At 63.7% G+C, this 21,125-nt stretch carries 18 protein-coding genes; 10 read left to right on the forward strand and 8 right to left on the reverse strand.

Annotated elements, in window-relative coordinates:
- Positions 1 to 8: 8 nt before the first annotated feature.
- The 3 genes from SH602x_RS12800 (at position 9) to SH602x_RS12810 (ending at position 2,559) form a co-directional block, all read left to right on the forward strand.
- Entirely contained in the window at positions 9 to 1,157 is a 1,149-nt protein-coding gene (locus SH602x_RS12800) for an NAD(P)/FAD-dependent oxidoreductase (protein ID WP_479472680.1), read from the forward strand.
- A 13-nt stretch (positions 1,158 to 1,170) separates the two neighbouring features.
- Positions 1,171 to 2,163, forward strand: a complete 993-nt coding sequence (locus SH602x_RS12805; protein ID WP_479472681.1) for a glycosyltransferase — start codon at positions 1,171 to 1,173, stop codon at positions 2,161 to 2,163.
- A 159-nt stretch (positions 2,164 to 2,322) separates the two neighbouring features.
- Positions 2,323 to 2,559, forward strand: a complete 237-nt coding sequence (locus SH602x_RS12810; RefSeq protein ID WP_479472682.1) for a transposase — start codon at positions 2,323 to 2,325, stop codon at positions 2,557 to 2,559.
- 139 nt (positions 2,560 to 2,698) lie between these two features.
- Here SH602x_RS12810 and SH602x_RS12815 read toward each other — a convergent pair whose 3' ends face one another.
- Positions 2,699 to 4,804, reverse strand: coding sequence for a glycoside hydrolase family 99-like domain-containing protein (locus SH602x_RS12815; protein WP_479472683.1), 2,106 nt, complete (start codon positions 4,802 to 4,804; stop codon positions 2,699 to 2,701).
- Between the two features lie 594 nt (positions 4,805 to 5,398).
- Between SH602x_RS12815 and SH602x_RS12820 the strand changes: the two genes are divergently transcribed.
- From SH602x_RS12820 to SH602x_RS12830, 3 genes are read left to right on the forward strand one after another with little or no spacing between them, the layout of a single operon-like run.
- The gene (locus SH602x_RS12820; RefSeq protein ID WP_479472684.1) at positions 5,399 to 6,280 is read left to right on the forward strand and encodes a hypothetical protein; all 882 of its coding nucleotides are present in this window, start codon (positions 5,399 to 5,401) and stop codon (positions 6,278 to 6,280) included.
- A gap of 21 nt (positions 6,281 to 6,301) precedes the next feature.
- Entirely contained in the window at positions 6,302 to 7,210 is a 909-nt protein-coding gene (locus SH602x_RS12825; RefSeq protein WP_479472685.1) for a hypothetical protein, read from the forward strand.
- Positions 7,207 to 8,100, forward strand: coding sequence for a hypothetical protein (locus SH602x_RS12830; protein WP_479472686.1), 894 nt, complete (start codon positions 7,207 to 7,209; stop codon positions 8,098 to 8,100). Before SH602x_RS12825 ends, SH602x_RS12830 begins: the two co-directional genes overlap by 4 nt.
- 16 nt (positions 8,101 to 8,116) lie before the next feature.
- Here the strand turns inward: SH602x_RS12830 and rfbC are convergent, their stop codons facing one another.
- The 6 genes from rfbC to rfbB form a co-directional block, all read right to left on the reverse strand.
- Positions 8,117 to 8,656 carry a dTDP-4-dehydrorhamnose 3,5-epimerase gene (rfbC, locus tag SH602x_RS12835; protein ID WP_479472687.1) on the reverse strand — a complete coding sequence of 180 codons (540 nt, stop codon included), beginning with the start codon at positions 8,654 to 8,656 and terminating at the stop codon, positions 8,117 to 8,119.
- 219 nt (positions 8,657 to 8,875) lie between these two features.
- Positions 8,876 to 10,543 (reverse strand): glycosyltransferase family 2 protein, encoded by a 1,668-nt coding sequence (locus SH602x_RS12840; RefSeq protein WP_479472688.1) that lies wholly within the window; start codon positions 10,541 to 10,543, stop codon positions 8,876 to 8,878.
- Positions 10,544 to 10,615: 72 nt separating this feature from the next.
- Positions 10,616 to 11,773 carry a hypothetical protein gene (locus tag SH602x_RS12845; RefSeq protein WP_479472689.1) on the reverse strand — a complete coding sequence of 386 codons (1,158 nt, stop codon included), beginning with the start codon at positions 11,771 to 11,773 and terminating at the stop codon, positions 10,616 to 10,618.
- An 86-nt stretch (positions 11,774 to 11,859) separates the two neighbouring features.
- Complete coding sequence (locus SH602x_RS12850; RefSeq protein ID WP_479472690.1) at positions 11,860 to 13,176, reverse strand: hypothetical protein; 1,317 nt, start codon at positions 13,174 to 13,176, stop codon at positions 11,860 to 11,862.
- A gap of 102 nt (positions 13,177 to 13,278) precedes the next feature.
- The gene (rfbA, locus tag SH602x_RS12855) at positions 13,279 to 14,250 is read right to left on the reverse strand and encodes a glucose-1-phosphate thymidylyltransferase RfbA (protein WP_479472691.1); all 972 of its coding nucleotides are present in this window, start codon (positions 14,248 to 14,250) and stop codon (positions 13,279 to 13,281) included.
- On the reverse strand, positions 14,247 to 15,323 hold the full coding sequence (gene rfbB, locus SH602x_RS12860; protein WP_479472692.1) for a dTDP-glucose 4,6-dehydratase: 1,077 nt from the start codon (positions 15,321 to 15,323) through the stop codon (positions 14,247 to 14,249). Before rfbB ends, rfbA begins: the two co-directional genes overlap by 4 nt.
- A gap of 517 nt (positions 15,324 to 15,840) precedes the next feature.
- On the opposite strand from rfbB, the gene SH602x_RS12865 reads away from it, so the two are divergent.
- From SH602x_RS12865 to SH602x_RS12875, 3 genes are all read left to right on the forward strand, one after another.
- Positions 15,841 to 16,839: a Gfo/Idh/MocA family protein gene (locus SH602x_RS12865; RefSeq protein ID WP_479472693.1), complete on the forward strand. Its 999-nt coding sequence runs from the start codon at positions 15,841 to 15,843 to the stop codon at positions 16,837 to 16,839.
- A gap of 132 nt (positions 16,840 to 16,971) precedes the next feature.
- Positions 16,972 to 17,790: a metallophosphoesterase gene (locus SH602x_RS12870; RefSeq protein ID WP_479472694.1), complete on the forward strand. Its 819-nt coding sequence runs from the start codon at positions 16,972 to 16,974 to the stop codon at positions 17,788 to 17,790.
- Between the two features lie 243 nt (positions 17,791 to 18,033).
- Positions 18,034 to 19,014 carry a DUF1559 family PulG-like putative transporter gene (locus tag SH602x_RS12875; protein WP_479472695.1) on the forward strand — a complete coding sequence of 327 codons (981 nt, stop codon included), beginning with the start codon at positions 18,034 to 18,036 and terminating at the stop codon, positions 19,012 to 19,014.
- Positions 19,015 to 19,094: 80 nt separating this feature from the next.
- Here SH602x_RS12875 and ung read toward each other — a convergent pair whose 3' ends face one another.
- Positions 19,095 to 19,799: a uracil-DNA glycosylase gene (gene ung / locus SH602x_RS12880; RefSeq protein WP_479472696.1), complete on the reverse strand. Its 705-nt coding sequence runs from the start codon at positions 19,797 to 19,799 to the stop codon at positions 19,095 to 19,097.
- Between the two features lie 357 nt (positions 19,800 to 20,156).
- On the opposite strand from ung, the gene SH602x_RS12885 reads away from it, so the two are divergent.
- Positions 20,157 to 21,113, forward strand: coding sequence for a DUF1559 family PulG-like putative transporter (locus SH602x_RS12885; protein ID WP_479472697.1), 957 nt, complete (start codon positions 20,157 to 20,159; stop codon positions 21,111 to 21,113).
- Positions 21,114 to 21,125 lie beyond the last annotated feature (12 nt).

Here is a 21,125-nt window from a genome sequence, read left to right on the forward strand (position 1 = left end):
TCCGGCCGATGCTTACTTCCGCCTCCAAGGATCGGTACGACGTTCTTGTCGTCGGAGGCGGCTTTTTCGGCCTCTATATCGCGGCCTACTTCGCCCGCCTGGGCCGCAGCGTCCTGACGGTCGAGGCTGAGCCTGCTGCGATGTCGCGGGCTTCGTTCTCCAATCAGGCTCGCGTACACAATGGCTACCACTATCCGCGCAGCGTTCTTACGGCCCTGCGCGCCAGAACGTCTTTTCCCCGCTTCGTAGCGGAGTTCTCTGACTGCATCGTCGACGACTACGAAAGTCTGTACGCCGTCGGGAGCGTCCTCGGCAATCTGACGGCTAAGCAGTTCAAGCTGTTTTGCGACCGGATCGGAGCCCGTTGCGATCGTGCCAGCGGCGATCTGAAGCGGCATTTCAGCGATCGCCTGATCGAAGAAGTCTTCTCGACGACGGAACATGCTTTCAACGCCGAGAAGCTGCGCGAAAGGATGCTCCACCGGCTAAAGGACGAAGGCGCCCATCTCTGGACGTCCACGTCGGCTCAACGAGTGGAACGTCTTCCAGACGATCGTCTGGAAGTTCGCCTGGAGACGAGCGAGGGTCCTCGGACGGTCATCGCGAACGAGATCTATAACTGTGCTTACGCCGGGATCAATACGCTGCTTCGCCGGTCGGAACTTCCGACGATCCCGCTAAAGCACGAGCTGGCTGAGATGTGCCTAATGCATATTCCTGAGAGCTTGAAATCGATCGGCGTGACCGTGATGTGCGGACCCTTCTTCTCGTTCTTGCCGTTTCCAGCGAGACAGGCGCATACGCTCAGTCACGTACGCTACACGCCCCACTTCGCGTGGCTGGACCGCGGGCCGGAAGGCGTCGACCCGGCGACCGTCCTGCGCTCGCCGCTTCGCCGCTCGAACTGGCGTCGAATGATCAGGGACGCGACTCGCTACATGCCATCGCTGGAGTCCGCGAAGTACGTAGATTCGCTCTGGGAAATCAAAACGGTTCTGCCGGCGAGCGAAGCGAACGACAGCCGTCCGATCCTCCTTCGCCGCGACCAGGGCCTGGCCAACCTGCACTGCGTGCTTGGAGCGAAGATAGACAGCGTCTACGACGTGGTCGAGGCAATCCAAGCGGATCAGCGCTTGCCTAGCGCACCGGGCGTCTAATCAGGTCGGTCCAATGAAGCTATCGGATTGCTTTCTATCGGCGGTGCTGCCCACTCGAGACGAAGGTCACGAGTTCGCCGACTTCGTGCGCGCCCTTTCCGCCATATTGCAGGAGACGTTCGACGATTACGAAATCGTGATCGTCGACGCCTCGATCGGGGAGACGTCCGAGTCGAAGCTGCAGTCGATCGTGGACGAGAATCCTTGCGTCCGCGTCATTGAATTGTTCGAGGCGCCTGATCGCGAACTGCAGTGCGCGGCGGGTCTGGAAAACGCGATAGGCGACGTCGTCGTCGTGATGGATCCTCGCACCGACCCGCCGAGCGTCGTTCCGGAGATCGCGAGGAACGCGCTTCAAGGCAACGATCTGGTCGTCGGAGTCTGCCGATCGTCGCGTAGTCTCGTCTATCTGCCGTTCAGCGTCGGGTTCCGAACGGTCGTTCGAGCGTTCGTGCCCTATCGCGTCCCCAAGCACGCGACCATGCTGAGGGCGATCAGCCGCCGCGGCGTCAATCTTCTGATGTCGCGACGTCGCCGGATCAAGCTGCTCTTCGTCGATATGTCCCGGGCGCTCGCGCGATCCGACGTGCATGTCTACTCGTTCGCGCCGGGAACTCGTCACCGCAAGAGCCTTCTCAAAGGAGCGAGAGAAGCGGCGACGATCGTCGTTCACTACTCGCTCGCGCCGCTTCGCATCGTGGGGCTGACCGGCCTGCTGGCTAGCCTTCTGAGCGTGGCCATTTCCGTTTACGCGCTCGGCCTTCGGCTGTTCAACGACGACGTGATCGAAGGGTGGACCTCGTTGAGCGTGTTCATGTCGTGCCAGTTCACGCTCCTGTTTCTCATCCTGACGGTCTATAGCGAGTACATGGTCAGGATCGCGGAAGACCGCGAGGGCATTCGCGAATACGACGTCGCGCGCGAGTTTCACAGCTCCGTCATGATCGACGAACGGCGCCGAAACGTGACCAGCGAAGCGGAACTTCCGAAGCCGGGAGAGCGATGAGCGAAGGGGAGCACGCCGACCCTCAGCGGAAGGGCCTGCACCCCTTGAACTGACCCGCGCGGCGTGAGGGTTCTGGTCCGATAGAATCGGCGAGAGGACTCTCGATCACGAAGCGACGAGAACTGCATTCCCCGGCGCAGATCGTGGCGAAGCTCCGCGATGCGGAATGCGGACGAAGAACTCGCCGATGTGCCTCAGGGGCTGGAGATCAGCGAAGCGACCTGCTTCCGCTGGCGGAACGGGTACCGACGCGAATATCGTCTCGGCGGCATGAGGTCGGAGGAGGCCAAGCGGCTCAAGCAGTCGGAGATCGAGAAGGCCCGGCTCAAGAAGCTGCTGGCCGAGGCGGAAGTCGACAAGGCGATTCTTAAGGGAGTCGCCTTGGGGAACTTCTGAGCCCCGTCGCCCGCTGGGCGCTCAGCCTGGTCTCGGAAGCGCCAGGCCGTGCGATACGTTCAGGAGAAGGTCCGCGTGTCGCAGCGGCAGGCGTGTCGAGTCCTCGGTCAGCATCGCGCCAGTGGTAACGCGAGCGGCTTCAGGCGCCCTGCAAAGGTCGCTCGGCGGGGGCAGGTTCCGTGATGCCGGCCAGCGCACGGGACGTGGCCTGCAGGTAGGCGGAGCCATGCCGTTGATCCGGCTCAAGGTAGGTTCCCTCGGCCCACTCGTTCCAGGCGTTGATGAAGACCAGCGGGCTTTCGGCGCCGGGACGCTCCCGCACCTGACGCACGACGCCCGCGAGCCAGCGCTCGTAGGTTTCCGGCGTGCAGCCATGCGCGATGTGCGAATCGAGCCCCATACGGGCGGTGTTGTCCCAGCCCAGCATGACCCCGCGGTGGACGAAGGAGTGATCCTCCGTCTCGCCGCGAGCCAGATCGCCCTCGACGACCGTCGCGTAGTCGTAAATCTTCCCGCGGAAGGCGGGATCGAGGCCTTCGATCTCGGGCGTCAGTTCCTTCCACGAGACGCCGAACGGCGGGAAGTTCACGACCGAGTCGAAGCCGGCGTTCCTGCAGTCGGCATCGGGGTAGTGCGGCTTTCGCACGGCGGCCAGATGGACGTCGCGCAGGCCGCGACGCTTGCATGCCTTCCGCCATGTGTCGGTGACGCTGGCGATTTCCGGAATGGAGAGCGCGTCGTAGACCAGCAGGATGGGCTTGCCTTCGAATTGCAGGTAGCGCGGATCTTCGAGGAACGGCAGGATGTCTTCGATGAACCGCGAGGCGAAGCCGGGCTGGTACGTCTGCGGGATCAGGATCTCGCGATCGCCGCCGTTCCAGCGACGGGTCCAGTTCTCGTTCGCCCAGCAGAGGCAGAACGGAAAGTTCGGCGTCCCCGTCTTCAGCATCGCGTCGAGCGGACGGTGGAGCAGACGCTTGCCGTTGAACCAGTAGTAATAGTGGCAGAAGGCGTGAACGCCGTGGTATTCGGCCAGTTCGGCCTGGGCGTCGCGCGTCTCGTCGTTGCGCAGGTCGTAGAAGCCCAGATCCGCCGGAAGCCGGGGCTGTTCATGTCCGGGGAAGTGCGCCGTTCCTTTGATGACGTTGGTCCACTCGGTGAAGCCCTTGCCCCACCACTTGTCGTTCTCGGGGATGGGGTGGAACTGCGGCAGGTGGAACGCGACGAGGCGCACGTCCGCGCCGGGCAGCGGACGCCCTAGTTCCGCCGGCTGGAAGCAGTGCGGCCAGAGTCCGTCCGGGAAGCCCTCGTTGATCAGGAACTGGTAGCCCGCCTTGTAGTCCCGGCTCTCGATGCGCTCGGTCACCTCCGGATGGGCGGCGACGTAGCGCTCTTCGTCGAACAGACCGGGCGGATGCGAGCTGATTCCGAGCGAGCGATAACCCTGCGCCATCGCGGCGCGCGAGAAGAGTCGCTCCATCGCATGGGCGAGCGTGCCGTCAAGCTGGCCCGCTTCTTCGGGGAAGTCCTCGAACTTGAGATCGAGTCGACGGAGCAGCTCGAACGCCGCGGGTCGGAACCAGAACATCGACCCGGCGAAGAAGCGCAGCGAATCCTCTTCGCCCAGATGCAGACGCGTCGCGAGATCGTCGAAGATCTGCCGATTATCGCCCCAGCGGTCTTTACGGCTGAAACACATCGCCGCGGGACCGACCACGCCCAGGTCGTTGATCCGGCGAAACGAGTCGATGACGTAGTCGATGCGGCCGGACGAACCGAGAAGTTCGTCCATCAACATCCGGCGCCAGTCGTCCCCGTCCCAGCGATGCGGGCTCTTCTTCGTATGGATCTTGCAGACGCAGAGGTATCGATCGAGCTTGCCCTGCGTCAGAAAGTGGTTGAAGGGCGCGATGTCGCGTCCGCGGTTTTCCAGCGTCGCGACGTCGGCGTCGGGGTACTTCTCCCGGATGCGACCGAGCACGTTGCCGGCGGTCGACGAGCAGAGCGAGATGTGCAGACCGAACGGCTGCCGGACGTTCGCCAGATAGTCGGCGATCTCGTCCCACATGTCGGGGTAGTACAGGTGGACCACGACGCCGCACTCCGGCGCCGACCGGGGCGCGGTGCGCGGCTTCCAGTCAGCGAACGGGTCGATGAAGCGGCCCGATGCATCGACCTGCACGGGCGGAACGGGCGCGCGGCGCGAGAAGACCCTCTTTACCGAATCGGCGACGCCCTGCAGCATGCCGCTCGACTTCGGTGGGGACGGTCTTCCGTTCTGGGTCATTACGCACTGCCTCTGAATGCAACTCGCCTGGGACGCGCCTCGCGCTTTCGCGGAGGCGGGATAACGCGGGGATCGCGACGCGACGACTGGGAAAAGTATTGCGTCCCCGGACCGTGTACCCACCCTGCGGTTTTAGCCTAGCACGCGGATCGAGGCGTCACTTTCTCTTCGCGAACGTAGTCCGCAATCTTCGGCCTAGATCCCTTCAGCGATCGCAGCGGATCGGACCGGACAAGGAGAAAATGCGTCGCCCGTCCGCCGGATTATTCCTAACGAGGGGAGGATCGGCGTACGTGTCATAACCGGCGGACGCAAGGGGAAAGGACGTACCTCTACGTTAATAGCGAGATCGCGAACCAGCAACCGCGACGTGCCTGATTCAGCCCTGCAATCGTTACCGGGGGAACCGGAAGTCGATCGACGCAACTCCCGCCGGACTCGTCGCTTGACGGGTTCGGATGGGAGGGTAGCATTGCGAGGCTCTGTCGTCTGGCCGGACGGTGGGGCTCTCGCGGGAATCGCGTCGGGAGCGGCCATCCTCCAGGTTCAGCGATGACGACGGCGATAATCCACCTCGGGCTTCCCAAGACGGGCACCACCTCGCTGCAGGTCGCGTGCGCCAAAGGAAGCGAGGCGCTCCTCGAAAAGGGGATCCTCTACCCGCGGGACGAGTACCTCACCTACGGCGCCATCCAGCATCAGGCCCTCGCCGTCGGCGTCGGGTCCGAAAGTATCGACTGGATCGATCAGACCGTTCGCCGGCTGCGTCAAACCGCCGGGGATCATCCGATTCTGCTGATCTCGTCGGAGCGTTTCGCCGCGCTGCTCCACGATCCGAAGACGTTCGACCGGATGCGGGCGTTCCGGGACGCGCTCAACCGGGAGTTCGAGCGGGTCGAGTTCATCTGCACGATTCGTTCCGAGCGCTCCCTGCTGACTTCGACGATCAGGACCAAGCTCGACGGTCACGGGATGCCGCTCGACGGCGCCGCGTTCATTCGGAACGAAGTCGCCGGCTTCTTCGAGATGAACCGGGCGATCGCGGAGATCTTCGCCGGTCAGCTTCGCGTGCTGCGGTTCGAGGACCTGGTCGCGCAGCCGTTTCCGACGAGCCTGCTCAAGGCCTGCACGGGGATCCAGCACGATCTTCCCGACCTGAAGCGGAACACCAGCGAGGATAAGGACGCTCGGCGCTTCCTGATGAGCAACGTGCGGATGCTCCTGTTCAACTACACAGGCGAGCCTTCGCCTCATACGCCGAAGATTCATGAAGCCTATCGGCGGATCTTCGCCGGCATCGATCTCGATCCGGAAATCGACGACGAGATCACGGGCATGCTGACCGAATGGATCGACGTCCAACTGGATGCGGCGCTGCGGGCCCATCCCGGTTCGCTCGATTCGATCTACGGCCTTTCGGCGACGGCGACCTGAGCGAGCGGCGAAAACCAGAACATGCCTACCGCCGTCGTTCACATAGGTCTTCCGAAGACTGGCACGACGTCGTTTCAACTGGCGTGCATGCAGGGTCGCGATGCGCTCGCGAAGCAGGGCGTCCTCTACCCGACCGACGACTGGGCCATGTTCCCCGGCGCCGCATTGCACCAGGCGCTGGCTCTGCGGGTGGCCAGCGGTACGCCGGAATCGATCGACCAGGACGTCGCGCGACTGCGTCTGGCGGCTGACGGCTATCGGACGCTGCTGCTCTCCGCCGAGCGCTTCGCGGTGATGCTGAACAATCCGAAGAACGTCGCGGCGATGCAACTCTTTCGCGACGCGCTCGGACGCCGGTTCGACGGCGTCGAATTCGTTTGCGTCGTGCGTACGGACCGGGCGCTGCTTCGTTCGGCGCTGCGGGAAAAGATCGAAGGTCGGGGCATGCCGCTGGACGGCGCCGATTACGTTCGCAAGCACGTCGAGAACTTCTATCGCATGAATCGCGCGATCGTCGAAGCGCTGACTGGGCGGCTCCGAGCGCTGCGGTTCGAGGACCTGGTCGCCGAACCGTTTCCTGCGAGTCTGCTCAAGGTCTGCACCGGCATCGAGGCGGGACTTCCCGACCTGAAGACCAACGCCAGCGAGCAGAAGGACGCCCGGCGCTTCCTGATGAGCGCCGTGCGGATGGCGGTCTTCAACGTGCTCGGCGAATCGACGCCCTACGCACCGCGGGTGGAAACGGCGTATCAGCGAATCTTCGCGGGGCTGCACCTCGATCGGGCGACGGACGAAGAGATCTCGCGGATGCTCGACGAGTGGATGGATCGCCAGTTGAACGAGACGCTCGCGACGAACGCCGACACGCTCGAGTCGATCTACGGACTGAACTCGCTCTCTTCCTCCGGTTCGGGGATTAGTCGACCATGACCTCAGCGGTCGTTCATATCGGTCTCCCGAAGACTGGCACGACGTCGTTTCAATCCGCCTGTCGCAGTCATGCCGACGCGCTCGCCGATGCGGGCGTGCTCTACCCGCTCGACGACTGGCTGACGTTCGGCGACGCGCTGCAGCATCAGGCGCTGGCGGTGCGCCTGTCACGCGGCACGCCCGAGTCGATCGACGAAGACGTCCGGCAGCTCCGCGAGATGGCGGAAGGCTACGACACGCTGCTGCTCTCGGCGGAACGGATGGCCGCGCTCCTGCACGAGCCGGCGAACGCACCGCGGATGCGGGCGTTTCGCGAATCGCTCAACCGCAACTTCGATCGCGTCGAGTTCGTCGCTGCGATTCGATCCGACCGGTCGATCCTGAAATCGACGTTGAAGACCAAGATCGACGGGCAAGGGATGCGGGCGGACGGCGCGGCCCAGATCCGCCGGGAGATCGCGGGCTTCTATTTCATGAACCGGGCGATCGTCGAAACGTTCGGCGATCAACTGAAGGTTCTGCGATTCGAGGATCTGGTCGCCGATCGATTCCCGCGGAGCCTGTTTCGCGCCTGCGTCGGGTTCGACCTCGATCTGCCCGAAGAGCGGCGGAACTCCAGCGACAAGAAGGACGCCACGCGGTTCCTGCTCAGCAATATTCGATTGCTGCTGGTCCAGGTGCTGGGCGAACCGACGCCCAACACGCCGAAGGTCAACCGCGCGACGCGGGAGTTCGAGCAGGGGATCGCCATCTCGCCCGAGGTTCACTCGCGACTGCGCGAGATGATCGACGGCTGGATCGAGAAGGAAGTCGACGCCGCGCTGCAGGACAACCAGGAATCGCTCGAAGCGATCTACGCTCCGTACCTGACTCCCGCAGCGAAGGGTTAAGCCCGATGCCCTTCGATCAGGCGAACGTTTCTGCGTTCGCGAGCGTCTGGCCGAGCGCGTCCTTCGGCGAGACGAGCGGTTCGGACGTCGGCCATTCGATGCCGAGCGCGGGGTCGTTCCAAATCAGCGTTCGCTCGTGCGGCGGGCTGTACAAGTCCGTGCACTTGTACATCACGACGTTCTCCTCCGCGAGCGTCAGAAAGCCGTGCGCGAAGCCGGGCGGCACGTAAAGCTGCCGGCGATTCTCTTCGCTCAGTTCGAAGCTGTCGAACTCGCCGAACGTGGGCGACGATCGTCGCAGATCGACGACGACGTCGAGCACCGCGCCGCGCAGCACGGTCACGAGCTTTCCCTGCGGCTGCACGATTTGATAGTGCAGGCCGCGCAGGACGTGTCGCTTGGAGACGGAGAAGTTGTCCTGCACGAAGGGCAGGGGGACGCCGATCTCCCGGTAGCGATCCTCGCGATAGAGTTCCATGAAGCGCCCGCGATCGTCCGCGAAGCTTCGCAGTTCGATCTCGACGACCCCTTCCAGACGACTCTGACGAACGCTCATGATCTGGATTGACGCCTTCGGCGAGTAGGAATGCTCGTGACCGGCTTTACGTTACTCGCTCCGTGCGGGCCGGCAATCGCGAGGCATGCAGACCAGCAGCAGGAGCGCGGGAATCAGGGAGCGTCGCGTCGAATGCGCGGAAGTTGCGGGCGTCGCTGCCTAGGACGCCCGTAAGCGACGAACGGGCGACGCCGGTAGTGAGGGCGATCCGGACAGCATTCACCGCTTCCGAATCGCCTGGACGGCGAACGACAGCGACTCGTCTGGTCCGGGCAGATCGAGCCGGACGAAAGATGCTGTCGGGGAAAGCGATGAAACGACGGGACGATAGGCGCGTTCGGCGGCTTCGTCCGCGAACAGGATCAGCTCGTCGCGCGATCCTCGCTCCTGCAGGATCGCCGACAGGGCTTCGGACGACGTCTGCGGATGCAGCTCGATCGAGTCCTCGAAGTCCGCCCGCTCCGTCGCGCCGTCGGATGATCCGTCCGGCGCGACGATCGTCACCCGGCAGCCCGCCTGGATCAGGTCGGAGGCCGCTTCGCGAACGCGTCGACCGGCTTCGCAACCGCTCGGGCACGCGAACTTCGAGACGAAGATCATCGCGCGCGGCCTGTCGCGATCCGGCTGATAGACGGCGCTCGATCGGCAGTCGTACCTCGCCGGGTCGAACTCGACCTGATCCAGTTCCGGATGCTTGGAGCGATAGAACTCGCGATTACGAAAGTAGAGCTTCCACCGCTCTTCGTGCGTGGTCGACGCGTTCTCCATGTGCAGGACGGCGATCGACGGGTCGTACACGACGCGTCGTCCCGCCTTCCAGATGCACGTGCAGAGATCCGTATCTTCGTAATAGGCGGGGGCGTAGGCGTCGTCGAACCCGCCGAGTTTTCGGAACAGGGCCGTGTCGACCGCCAGGAAGACCGCCGAGGCGTAGTCGATCTCTCGCACGTGTCGGTGCCGCGGCGTTTCGATCGGCAGCAGGCGACCGACGCCTTCCGTGCCGGCCTGATCCAGAACCTTGCAACCCGCTTCCTGAAGGGTTCCGTCGAGCAGGTGGATCCGTCCTCCCACGGCGCCGATCGAGTGATCGGAGTCGAGTCGCTTGAGAGCGTTTCCGACCGCGTCGTTCACCAGGGCGCAGTCGTTGTTCATGATGACCAGCGCACGGCCCCGCGCAAGCTGGGCAGCCCGATTGATCGCCGGACCGAAGCCTTCGTTCGTCTCGTTGCGAACGTACCGGATGCCGTCGATTCGCTCCGCCATGAGCGCCGTGCCGTCGTCAGGCGAGTTGTCGATCACGATGACTTCCGTCGGCACGGTCATGGTCGAACGAATCGACTGAAGCGCCGCGAAGGTCAGTTGCTCCCGCTTGTAGGCGGGGATGATGATCGAGACTTCCGGAGCGTCGGGCAGTTCGAAGACCAGTCGGGCGCCCGAGGCGAGGAACGATCGATAGGCGACCGCGTTCGTCCGCTCGTATTCCGTCTTGAAGTCCGGAATGACTTCAACCCAGACGTAGAAGTCGACGCCGAGGACGGACCCGTCGCGCAGCTCGGCTTCCAGGCGGATCTTGTTCACCCCGGGCGGAATCGGCCGTGCGAGCCGGTAGGTTTCCGCGAAGCCGCACCGTTCCGGCGGCTTCTCGTCAGGGCGCAGATCGCGAACGTCAGGGCGCCAGGCGTCGAGCTGGGCGTAGCCGAGCGGGTCGCCGTTCAGCAGAATCCGGACGCGGGAGAGGCGCTCTCCCGGCACGAACGCCCAGCCGTCGATGCTGAGGAGGTAGGGATCGCGGACGATCGTCGTTTCGCCCGGTGCGTCGAGCGCCGCGTGCAGAACGCGGGCGCGGCGGAAGGGCGCGGAGACGAACTGGACGATCCGACCGATCACGAAATCCGCCTGCCGAGGTCGTTCCCCGAAAGATGACGTTCTGAAAAGCTCTGACGGAGCCGCTCAGCGCCGTCAGGAGAGAAACTTGCGACGCAGCGACTGTAAGGTCCGCGTTAGAAACCCGGACTTGGCGCCCGCGTACGAGAGCGCCCGGGCATCGGCCGCGGCTGCTGACGCCGCATGCGTCTGCGCTTCGAGCTTGTCGATCTTCGCCTGCAGCGTTTCGACCTGCTCGTTCAGCGTCATGAACATCCGCATGAAAATCGGCGCTGCCCTGGCGAGATCGACGCCCTCGAACGGCATCCAGGGATCGGTCTCCTTCGGCCACGGCTCGTAGAAGAGCCGTCCGTCCGCTCGTCCCAGATAATCGCGGGCGAGCTTCTGGTTCGACTCTTCCCAGCGTTGCAGGATGTCGATCCGCTGGGCCGGCGACAGCAGGCTGTACGTTTCGAACTCGCGCTTCTTGAACGAATCGTCGAGCAGCGACCCCAGCATGTGGAACACGCCATGATCGTGCCGGCCCGCGCTGAGTCCGCGGCAATGCGTCAGCAGGGCCATCACGTCGCGGCTGAAGCCGACGTTCGACGAGGCGTTGTCCTTGCCCGCAGGCGCCAGCGTATCGACGACGTCGGCGCTGATTCCGACGGCGTCGAAGAAGTCCTTGACCAGACCTCCCTTGAGCTGTTGCTTTTCATAGACGCGGAGCGTGATGTTCTCGCGTCCGAAGTAGGATGCCCAGCGCTCGGTCTGCGCGTACCAGTCGCCGTCCGCTTCGAGCGCGTACTGGGAAATCGTCGGATCCTCAGGCAGCTTGTTGAACCACTGCTTCCAGGCCGATTCGATCCAGTAATCTTGCCGCCGGTGGTACACGAGGATCCGCGTCCGCATGCCGAGTTCCGGCGCGATGGTCCGCATCTCCTCCATCCAGCGAAGATCGCTGAACCGTTCCCAACTGATCAGAACCTTCGTCAGATTCTGCGCGTCGCAGAATTCGCGCAGCTTGACGAAGTACTGGCGGATCTCCGCCGAGTCTTTCCAGACCTCCGGCGAGTGCCAGAAAATGAACTGGTGATTCGGACGGGTGACGCCGAGAAAGTCGGATTCCGTCGCGGGATAGAGGAGCCCGTGCTGCTTGGCCAGAACGCGCCGATTCGCAGCGCACGTCGCCTGGATGACGCTTGTGCCGGTCTTCGGGTAGCCGGGGTGAAGGATTAACTCGATCTCAGCCACGAGTCACCTGACGTAACGTGAAAAGTCGCAGCGGGGCGGGACGTCGGTAAAGTACGAACGAGACGAGGGGGGCGGTCGAAGTTCGATCAAGTCGGGTTCTCATCGCGAACCGTTCGCGAAGCCGCGCGATGGCGCGAAGTCCGCGACTTTCCGGTTCGCAGCTCTTCGAGCGACTGACGGACGGCGGCGAGATCCTCTCTCATCGATTCCAACCGACGCCTAGTCTCCGCTTCGAAGGCTTCCGACGCCGGGACGCTGCCGTGCGAAGTCGGACCGGCAACCTTACCTTGCGAAATCGGCGCGACCGCGTCCTTCGTCGAAGGCTGCCTCGCTTCTAGAGATTCTACTCGCGTGCGATCGATCAGCGCCTGTTTCGCTTCGCGCCGAGCGGCATGCATCTTGGCGCGGAGCAGCGCTTCCCGTTCAGCCGCATCTTCCTGCAGAATCCGCAGATTGCGCTTCGCCGACAGGTCCCCGACTTCCCCTCCGAGCCGCTCGTACAGCCGCTGCGCCGCATGCGCGACGTACGCCGCCCGGTGATGGCGCTCGTGGGGATCGACCACCCGGGCAGCGATCTCGGGAGACCATTCCAGACCGCAAAGCGTCGCCGCCGTCTCCAGATCATCGACGTAGTGCGGCGTGCCGAAGCGCACCAGGGCCGAGTCTCCGGTCCATGCCTGCTGAATGCGGAGCATCTGCCGCAAGTGGGCCGAGCAGGCGGAGAGCGCTCGTTCGTAGGGAATCTCGCCCGCGCTTCGCATGAAGACGCTCATCGCGACTTCGTGAGGCGAACGCACGAGAAACAACGTCACGACCCGCACGTCGGTTCGTTCCGCGATCAGACGCCGCCAGAAGGGCCAGATCAGCGGGACGCGGGGATCCTTGAATCCTGCGACGGCGCCCGAGGCGAGCAGATGATCCAGGAACTCTCTTCCGCGGTCGAGCCAGTCCTTTCGGACGCGGCGTCCGGTCCATCGGCCGCGCGAGCGTTCGAGCCGACGCATCAGGTCGGGCGCGTTGTAGACCTCTTCGTCGGCGTAACCGTGCGCCTCCCGGTGTATCTCCCGGTCGAGGGCGACCAGCGGTTCGGACTCGAAGTGGCCGTACTTGTTGAAGGGCGTCGCGCCGAGCAGGTCGAACGGACCCAGCGACATCCCCAACTCATGCAGCACGTTCGTCGTGACGCTCGAACCGCTGCGGTGCATCGAGAGGATCGCGACCAGCGTCTTTCGCCTGGTCCCGAACGAGGTCGCGGCGCCGCGGACCGTCGAAACGGCTCCCGCCCGCGCGGCTGCGCCCGCGCGCCGCGTTCGACTCGGAACCTTTCGAGCGGCGCCCAGGCAGCGATCGATCGTCAGCAGGCGACGCTGCCGCAGCGGGTGAATGGGTCGGGATCGCGTCATCGGTGCAGCGAACCGGAAGCGCCGGCGCTTAAATACAAAAAGCGACGGCGCGAGCGAGTCTCGCGCCGTCGGCGTATCTCTCGGTGAATCAGGCGTCGGCGCTTACAGGCCGCGCATCGCCGCGGCGTATTGAGCCGCCGGCTTCGACAGCGTCCGGTGGTCGTCGGCGATCTGGCGGATGTAGCGACCGTAGTCGCTCTTGTAGCCTTCGGCCAGTTTGTAGAGCTGGTCGAGGGTGATGAAGTCCATCAGATACGCGACCTCTTCCAGGCACGCGATCTTGAGTCCCTGACGGCTCTCGATCATCTGCACGAAGGTCGAAGCGTCCGCCAGCGAATCGGGCGTGCCCGTGTCGAGCCAGGCGACGCCGCGTCCGAGACGTTCGACGTGCAGGCGACCCCATTCGAGATAGACGCGATTGACGTCGGTGATCTCCAGTTCGCCGCGGGGCGAAGGCTTCAGATCGGCGACGACGTCGACGACGTCCGAGTCGTAGAAGTAAAGCCCTGGAACCGCGAGGTGCGACTTCGGATTCTTCGGCTTCTCGACCAGCGAGATAGGCCGGTCGTCGGCGTCGAGTTCGACGATGCCGTAGCGTTCCGGATCCTGCACCGAGTAGGCGAAGATGGTGGCGCCGTCATCACGCGACGAGGCGCGACGCAGCATGTCGCACATGCCGTGGGCATGAAACAGGTTGTCGCCCAGGATCAGAACCGACGGCGATCGATCGATGAATTCGGCGCCGACGCGGTACGCATCCGCCAGTCCGCGGGGCTGGTCCTGCTGGACGTAGCTCAGGCTGATCCCGAGTTGCGACCCGTCGCCGAGGATCCTCTGGAAGCACTCGAGGTCTTCGGGATTGGTGATGATCAGGATATCCCGCACGCCCGACAGCATCAGCGTCGACAGCGGGTAATAGATCATCGGCTTGTCGTAGACCGGCAGAAGCTGCTTGCAGACGACGCGCGTCAGCGGTTCCAGCCGGGTGCCGCGACCGCCGGCGAGGATGATTCCCTTGCGGTCGAAGCCGGCGCTAGCGGAGCCGTTAAGGTCGGAGGAATGAGACGAAGTCACGAGGCGACCTCCGAATTCTTAGCGAGAATGCCCAGACGCTCGCGACGGTAGGTTCCGTCGAGAACGCGCTGAACCCAGGGTTGATTGTCCACGTACCAGCGAACGGTCTTGCGCAGGCCTTCGTCCAGGTCGTACTTACGACGCCAGCCGAGTTCCTGTTCGATGCGCGTGCAGTCGATCGCGTACCGGCGATCGTGACCCGGGCGATCGGTGACGAAGCGGATCAGGTTCTCCGCGGGCCGCACCGGCAGCGAGGGAACCGCCTCCTCCGCGAGTTTGCAGAGGGTCTTCACCAGATCGAGATTCGTACGCTCCGCGCGACCGCCGACGAGGTAGATCTCGCCCGGCTTGCCCGCCTCGAAAGCCTTGAGGATGGCCCGGCAGTGATCTTCGACGTAAAGCCAGTCGCGGATCTGGGCGCCGTCGCCGTAAACGGGGATCGGCTTCCCTTCCAGAATGTTCTGGATGACCAGCGGAATGAGCTTCTCGGGAAACTGGCTCGGTCCGTAGTTGTTCGAGCAGTTCGTCGTGACCGTCGGCAGGCCGAACGTGTGGTAGTAGGCCCGGACGAAGTGATCCGACGAGGCTTTCGACGCCGAATAGGGCGAGTTCGGCTCGTAACGGGAGTCTTCGCTGAAGAGCCCCTCGGCGCCGAGGCTGCCGAATACTTCGTCGGTCGAGATATGGACGAAGCGGAATCGCTGCTGGTCGTCGGCCTCCAGCGTTCGCCAGTACTGCAGCGAAGCCTGGAGCAGTTCGAACGTGCCGACCACGTTGGTCAGGACGAACTCGCGGGGGCCGTCGATCGATCGGTCGACGTGCGATTCCGCGGCCAAGTGCAGAATGCCGGCGGGCTGGTGCGCCTCGATCAGATCGAGCAGCGGTTCGCGGATACAGCGCTGAACGAACTCGTGCCGCGGGTGCCCCATGACGTCCGCCAGCGACTCCTGATTACCGGCATACGTCAGCTTGTCGATATTGACGACGTGCCAGTCCGTCTCCTGAAGCAGCAGACGCACCAGGTTGGAACCGATGAATCCGGCGCCGCCGGTGACGAGAAGCGTGCGATTCATATCCGATGGGCGGCGGGGTGGACGGGTGCCGGAACGCAAGGTCCCGGGGGCGATGGCGGGAATCGGGAGGAACTTCGCGGCGATTCCTCCCGCGCCGACAGGAACTGACGGTCGCGGAAGAAGCTCCTTCAGGGGCAGCTTCCACAGGCCAACGATAGTTCCGATCCGAGAAGAGAGCAACGATCGAAGGGTCGCTTTCTGGAATTCGGGACGCGAGCTAAGTCGCCGAGGGAGAAGACCTTACCTTTCGAGGGGTGCGGTCGTAGCGCCGATGCGACGTTTGAGGGGTTTAAGGCCGCCTTGCCCGTTCCAATCGATTTTCCCGGCAGCATGAACGACCCAACAGAAAATTCTGTTGTACGCCGCCGTCCGGGACCTCCGTCGCATTGGGACCGGATGCTCGGGAAGCGTTCTCCCGTTTAGAATCATCGCGGATTTACAGACGACGATGTCGGGTCGCTCCGACCGTTCGCATGTTTACCTGTTCGCCTCATCGCTCTCTTCATTGATACGACTTATGACGCGAAAGCTTCGCTGGGGGATCGTCAGCACGGCCAACATCGGGACCATGAAGGTCATCCCCGCCATGCAGCGAGGCGCCCGGACGGAGGTCGTCGCGATCGCGTCGCGGGATCTGGCCAAGGCTCAGGCCGCCGCGTCGCGGCTCGGCATTCCCCGCGCGTACGGGAGCTACGAAGATCTGTTCGCCGACCCTGAGGTCGACGCGATCTACAACCCGCTGCCCAATCACCTCCACGTTCCCGTCTCGATTCAGGCGTTGCAGGCGGGCAAACACGTCCTGTGCGAGAAGCCGATCGGTCTGTCGGCGGAGGAAGGGCGTCGACTGGCTGCCGCGGGGAAGGAGCATCCCCGGCTGAAGCTGATGGAGGCGTTCATGTACCGCCACCATCCGCAGTGGATCGAAGCGAAGCGCCTCTCGACGAACGGGTCGATCGGCGCCCTGAAGACGATCTCGACCCTGTTCTCCTACTTCAACGACGACGGAACCGATATCCGGAATCAGGCCGGCATGGGCGGCGGCGGGCTGATGGATATCGGCTGCTACCCGATCTCGCTCAGTCGCTTCATTTTCGGCGGCGAACCGAAGCGAGTTTTCGGCTGCGTCGAAATCGACCCCCGCTTCGGCGTCGACCGGATCGCCTCGGCGATTTTGGAATTCGAGGGGGGCACGTCGACGTTCACCTGCTCGACGCAACTCGTTCCTTACCAGCGGGTCCACCTGCTGGGCGAGCGCGGCCGGGTCGAGATCGAAATCCCGTTCAACGCGCCGCCCGATAAGCCTTGCCGGCTTTGGCATGAGAGCGACGGGCGGACGAACGAGATTCTTTGTGACGTCGCGGACCAGTACACGATCCAGGGCGACCTGTTCGCCGAGGCCGTCCTCGACGACAAGCCCGTGCCTACCCCCATCGAGGACGCCGTCGCGAATATGGTCGTGATCGAGGCGATCTTCGCCAGCGGTCGCTCAGGACGCTGGGAGTCGATCGAGTCGTGAGACGGTTCCTGGGAGGATCCGGCGACCGCGCGAACTGACGTTCACGCTTCGGGCTCTCTTTGCTAGAACCCGCTCGCCTCTCCCGGCGAAACCTCCGCATTACCGGGCGACGGCATGTCGTCGGACCGATCGATGAATCTGCCTACCCAGCTCTCCGGCCCCGTCGCGGTCATCGGCGACGTGCATGGGCAACTCGAAAAGCTCGATCGGCTGCTGGAGAAACTCTTCCAGACGCCGCTCGCGCTGCGACGAACCATCGCCTTCGCGGGAGACCTGGTCGACCGCGGTCCGGATCCTCGCGGCGTGCTCGAACGGTTCCTGCAGCTTCGTCGGGTGCACCAGAAGACGACCGCCGTGGCGGGAAACCACGACTACGCGATGGCCGCCGCGCTCGACCTCGTGCCGACGCCGTCGGCCTGTGACTGGCGATCTCGCTGGCTGGCGCATTACGACTCGAAAACGACGTTCGCTTCCTACGATGTCGAGTACGGCGACCTGGCCGAACTCGCCTGCGTCGTCCCCCGGACGCACCAGGATCTTCTCGCCAGCTTGCCGTGGATGGCGGAGCACGACGAATTCCTGCTCGTCCACGCGGGACTCTCGAACCGAATGCCGCTGGACACCCAACTCGCGGTTCTGCGCGAACGCGATTTCACGCTACATCGCCCCGAGTGGCTCTGCGAACGCGAACTCGCTTTCGAGGATCCGCCGGAGGATTGCGACCGCGCGGTGATTTCGGGCCACGTGTACGTCGAGCGGGTCGAGTTCCGCGAGCGACGTATTCTGTGCGATACGACCGCCGGCGTCGCAGGCGAATTGAGCGCGGTGCTGCTGCCGGAACGACGCGTCATCACGTCGTCGCCCGAACTCGACTGGGAACAAGAGTGGCACGCCACTGCGCCTCGCGGACGGGGCTTTCTGGGACGCATCCTGGCCGGGAAACGGGGCTGAGCCGTCCCTAGCTCGATCGAAGCGAACGAATGCGGGCCCGATCTCTACCATTATTCAGAATGGATTCCCTCAAATTGGAGAGTTCTGTCCGGAATTGTCTTGCTTCGAACGCCTCTGAATGAAACGATCGAGGACTGTAATTAGCTGTGCGGGTTATCCTCCCTAACCCAGCCGGCTAACGGTTCTAAGGGCGGCCGCTGCGCCGTCGGCATCGTGCACGCAAGTGCGGGGGAGGGGTCTGGAATGGGTCGTCGCAAGGGGTTTACGCTCGTCGAGCTCTTGGTGGTCATCGCCATCATCGGCGTTCTCGTGGCGCTGCTGCTTCCTGCGGTGCAGGCGGCTCGCGAAGCGGCCAACCGCATGTCCTGCGGCAATAATCTGAAGCAGTTGGGCCTGGCGACCCACAACTATCACGACACGTACAAGCGGTTTCCGCTCAATTACGCGTCGGCGACGGCGACCTCCGGCAGTCGCGCTTACAACAGTTGGATGGTCGGCATTCTGCCGTTCATCGAACAGGGCTCGCTGTACGACACGATCAACGTCAACTTCAGCCTGACGAACGATCCGGAGAACGTCGGCGGCACGACCGCGCCGACCGCCGGAAGCAATCCGTTCGTCGCCCAGCAGATCCTGGAAGCCTACTTCTGTCCCAGCGACGGATCGAGCCGGGAACTGTTCACCGATCGGCTGAACCTGACGAGCGTTCCGGTGGCGGGGACGAACTACAAGGGCTGCTCGGGCTCCAACTGGAACCTCGGAACGCACACCACCGCCGCGATCCCGCCGTTCAACACGCCGAACGCGGACGGTCTGGCTCGACCGAACGGCTTCTTCGGTCGCGGGCTGGCGCCGAATCCGGCGGTCTGCACGAAGATGGCCTCCTGCACGGACGGACTCAGCAACACGATTCTGATCGGCGAGACCATTCCGGTGCACAACACGAATTCGGCCTGGTTCTGGTACGACGGAACCTGGGCCACGACGGCCATCCCGCTCAACGCCAAGGCCGTGTGCAGCGGCGTCACCGGCAACAAGGAGCAGGACCGCATCCTCTGCAAGGCCGACTTCAACAACAACAACGGCTTCATGAGTCGCCATTCGGGAGGAGCCCAGGTCACGCTCGGCGACGCCAGCGTGCGCTTCCTCGGCGATACGATCGACCTGGTCGTCTATCGCGGCGGCGGGACCATGAACGGCGGCGAGCAGACGCAGCTTCCGTAAGCGGTTCGACGTCGCTCGTTATTGGATGCGGAAGGGCCTGCCATGTGCAGGCCCTTTTTCGTTGACGCAATCGCCGCGTTTCATGGCAACTCGCTCGCGTCGATCGGAGGCAGGCTCCAGTCGATCGGCGAACGACGCGCTGCGACGAGCGCGGCATTCGCGCGCGAGAAAGGCTTGCTGCCGAAGAATCCGTTCCGCGCAGCGAGCGGCGACGGATGGGCCGAGGCGAGCACGACGTGCGGCTCGCGCTCGACCAGCGCTCGCTTCGTCTGGGCCGGCTTTCCCCAAAGCAGAAAGACGACCCGCTCTTCTTTCGCGGCGACGGCGCGCAGAACAGCGTCGGTGAAGCGTTCCCATCCCCGCTTCGCATGCGACTGCGGCTCTCCCGCACGTACGGTCAGGACGGCATTCGCCAGCAGAACGCCTTGCCTGGCCCAGGAGAGCAGGCAGCCATGATCCGGCGGGTCGATCCCCAGATCGTCTTTCAATTCGCGAAAGATGTTCCTCAGCGACGGCGGCGTCGCGACGCCCGGGGCGACGGAGAAGCAGAGGCCATGCGCCTGGCCTGCGCCGTGATAGGGATCCTGGCCGACGATCGCCACGCGAACGTCCGCCAGCGGCGCCGCTTTCAGCGCTGCGAACATCCGCTCCCGCGGCGGATAGACGTCGCCCGCCGCGTACTCCGCTTCGACGAACGCTTCCAGTTCGGGCGTGATCGGGTCAGGGCAAACTCGTTCCAGCGCAGCGCGCCAGTCATTCGGCAATGCGGCAAGCAGACGGCTCATCCTTCCTCCTGTCGCATTCGGCACCTGCTGCGGCGGAGACTACTGAACCGTCAAGCAAGACGTCGCTGGCAGGCTGCTTGTGCCAGCGCTTCCAGCAGTTCGTGCGTGAGTATCATGCCCGCTGCGCAGCGACGGACGGGGTTCAAGTTCGCCTTCGGCGGAGAGAAACTTCGCTTAACCGAACGATTTCCGAAAGAGTTTTATTGATTGCGTGCTAAGCAAGTCGCTAAACTGACGATGGGAACTGCTGTTTCCCCTCTTATCCTGTTTTTCTCGTTTTTCGCGACGCTCGGCTACCCTCGCTCGGTTCATTCGATCGTCGGCCCTGTATCCGCTCTTATCTCGAAGGGTTCGTTCATGCGCATGCGTTCGGCGTTCACGCTCGTTGAATTGCTGGTAGTCATTGCAATCATCGGCGTGCTGGTGGCTCTGCTCCTGCCGGCCGTTCAGGCTGCTCGCGAAGCGGCCAACCGCATGTCCTGCGGCAACAATCTGAAGCAGCTCGGCATCGGCTGCCACAACTACCACGACACGCACAAGAAGCTGCCGCTGAATTACATGAACGGCGCGTTCGGTTCCTCGACTCCGCAGACCAGTTGGCTGCTGTCGGTCCTGCCGTTCATCGAACAGACGCCGCTTTACGATGTCTACGACTTTCGATACGGAATCAACAACGATCCGCGTAACCCCAATCAACCAAGCAATCTGTGGGTCGCTGGACGACCGCTCTCGCCATTCACGTGTCCCTCTGACGGAACGAACGAGGGATTTCGCACCGATGCGGCCAACCTCGAAGGCCTGACGATCGGCACGACCAATTACAAAGGCGTCTGCGGAGCGAACTGGGATTCGGGCTGGGGAAGCGCGTTCGGGACGAACGGAACTCCTTTCGCGACGCCTAATCCCAATGGCCTGGACGATTCGAACGGTCTGTTCGGTCGCGGATTCGGGAAGGCGAAGTCCGAGAAATTCGCCAAGTGCACGGACGGGCTGAGCAATACGCTCATGATCGGCGAAGCGATTCCGACCCATTGCACGCACACCGCCTGGCCCTGGTTCAACGGCGTCACCGGCACGTGCGCTGTTCCGCTCAACGCTAAGGCCGTCTCCCCCAATACGGGGAACAAGGAAGCGGATCGCGTCGCGGCAGCAGGATCCTGGCCAAACAACTATTCGTTCATGGCGCGCCACCCCGGCGGCGGCCAATTCTGTCTTGGCGACGGAAGCGTTCGCTTCGTGGCCGACCAGATCGACCTTGCCGTCTATCGCGGCGCCGGAACTTGCTACAACGGCGAAGCGACGCAACTGCCATAAGTCGAGCGTCGC

Source organism: Lignipirellula cremea (assembly GCF_056501455.1).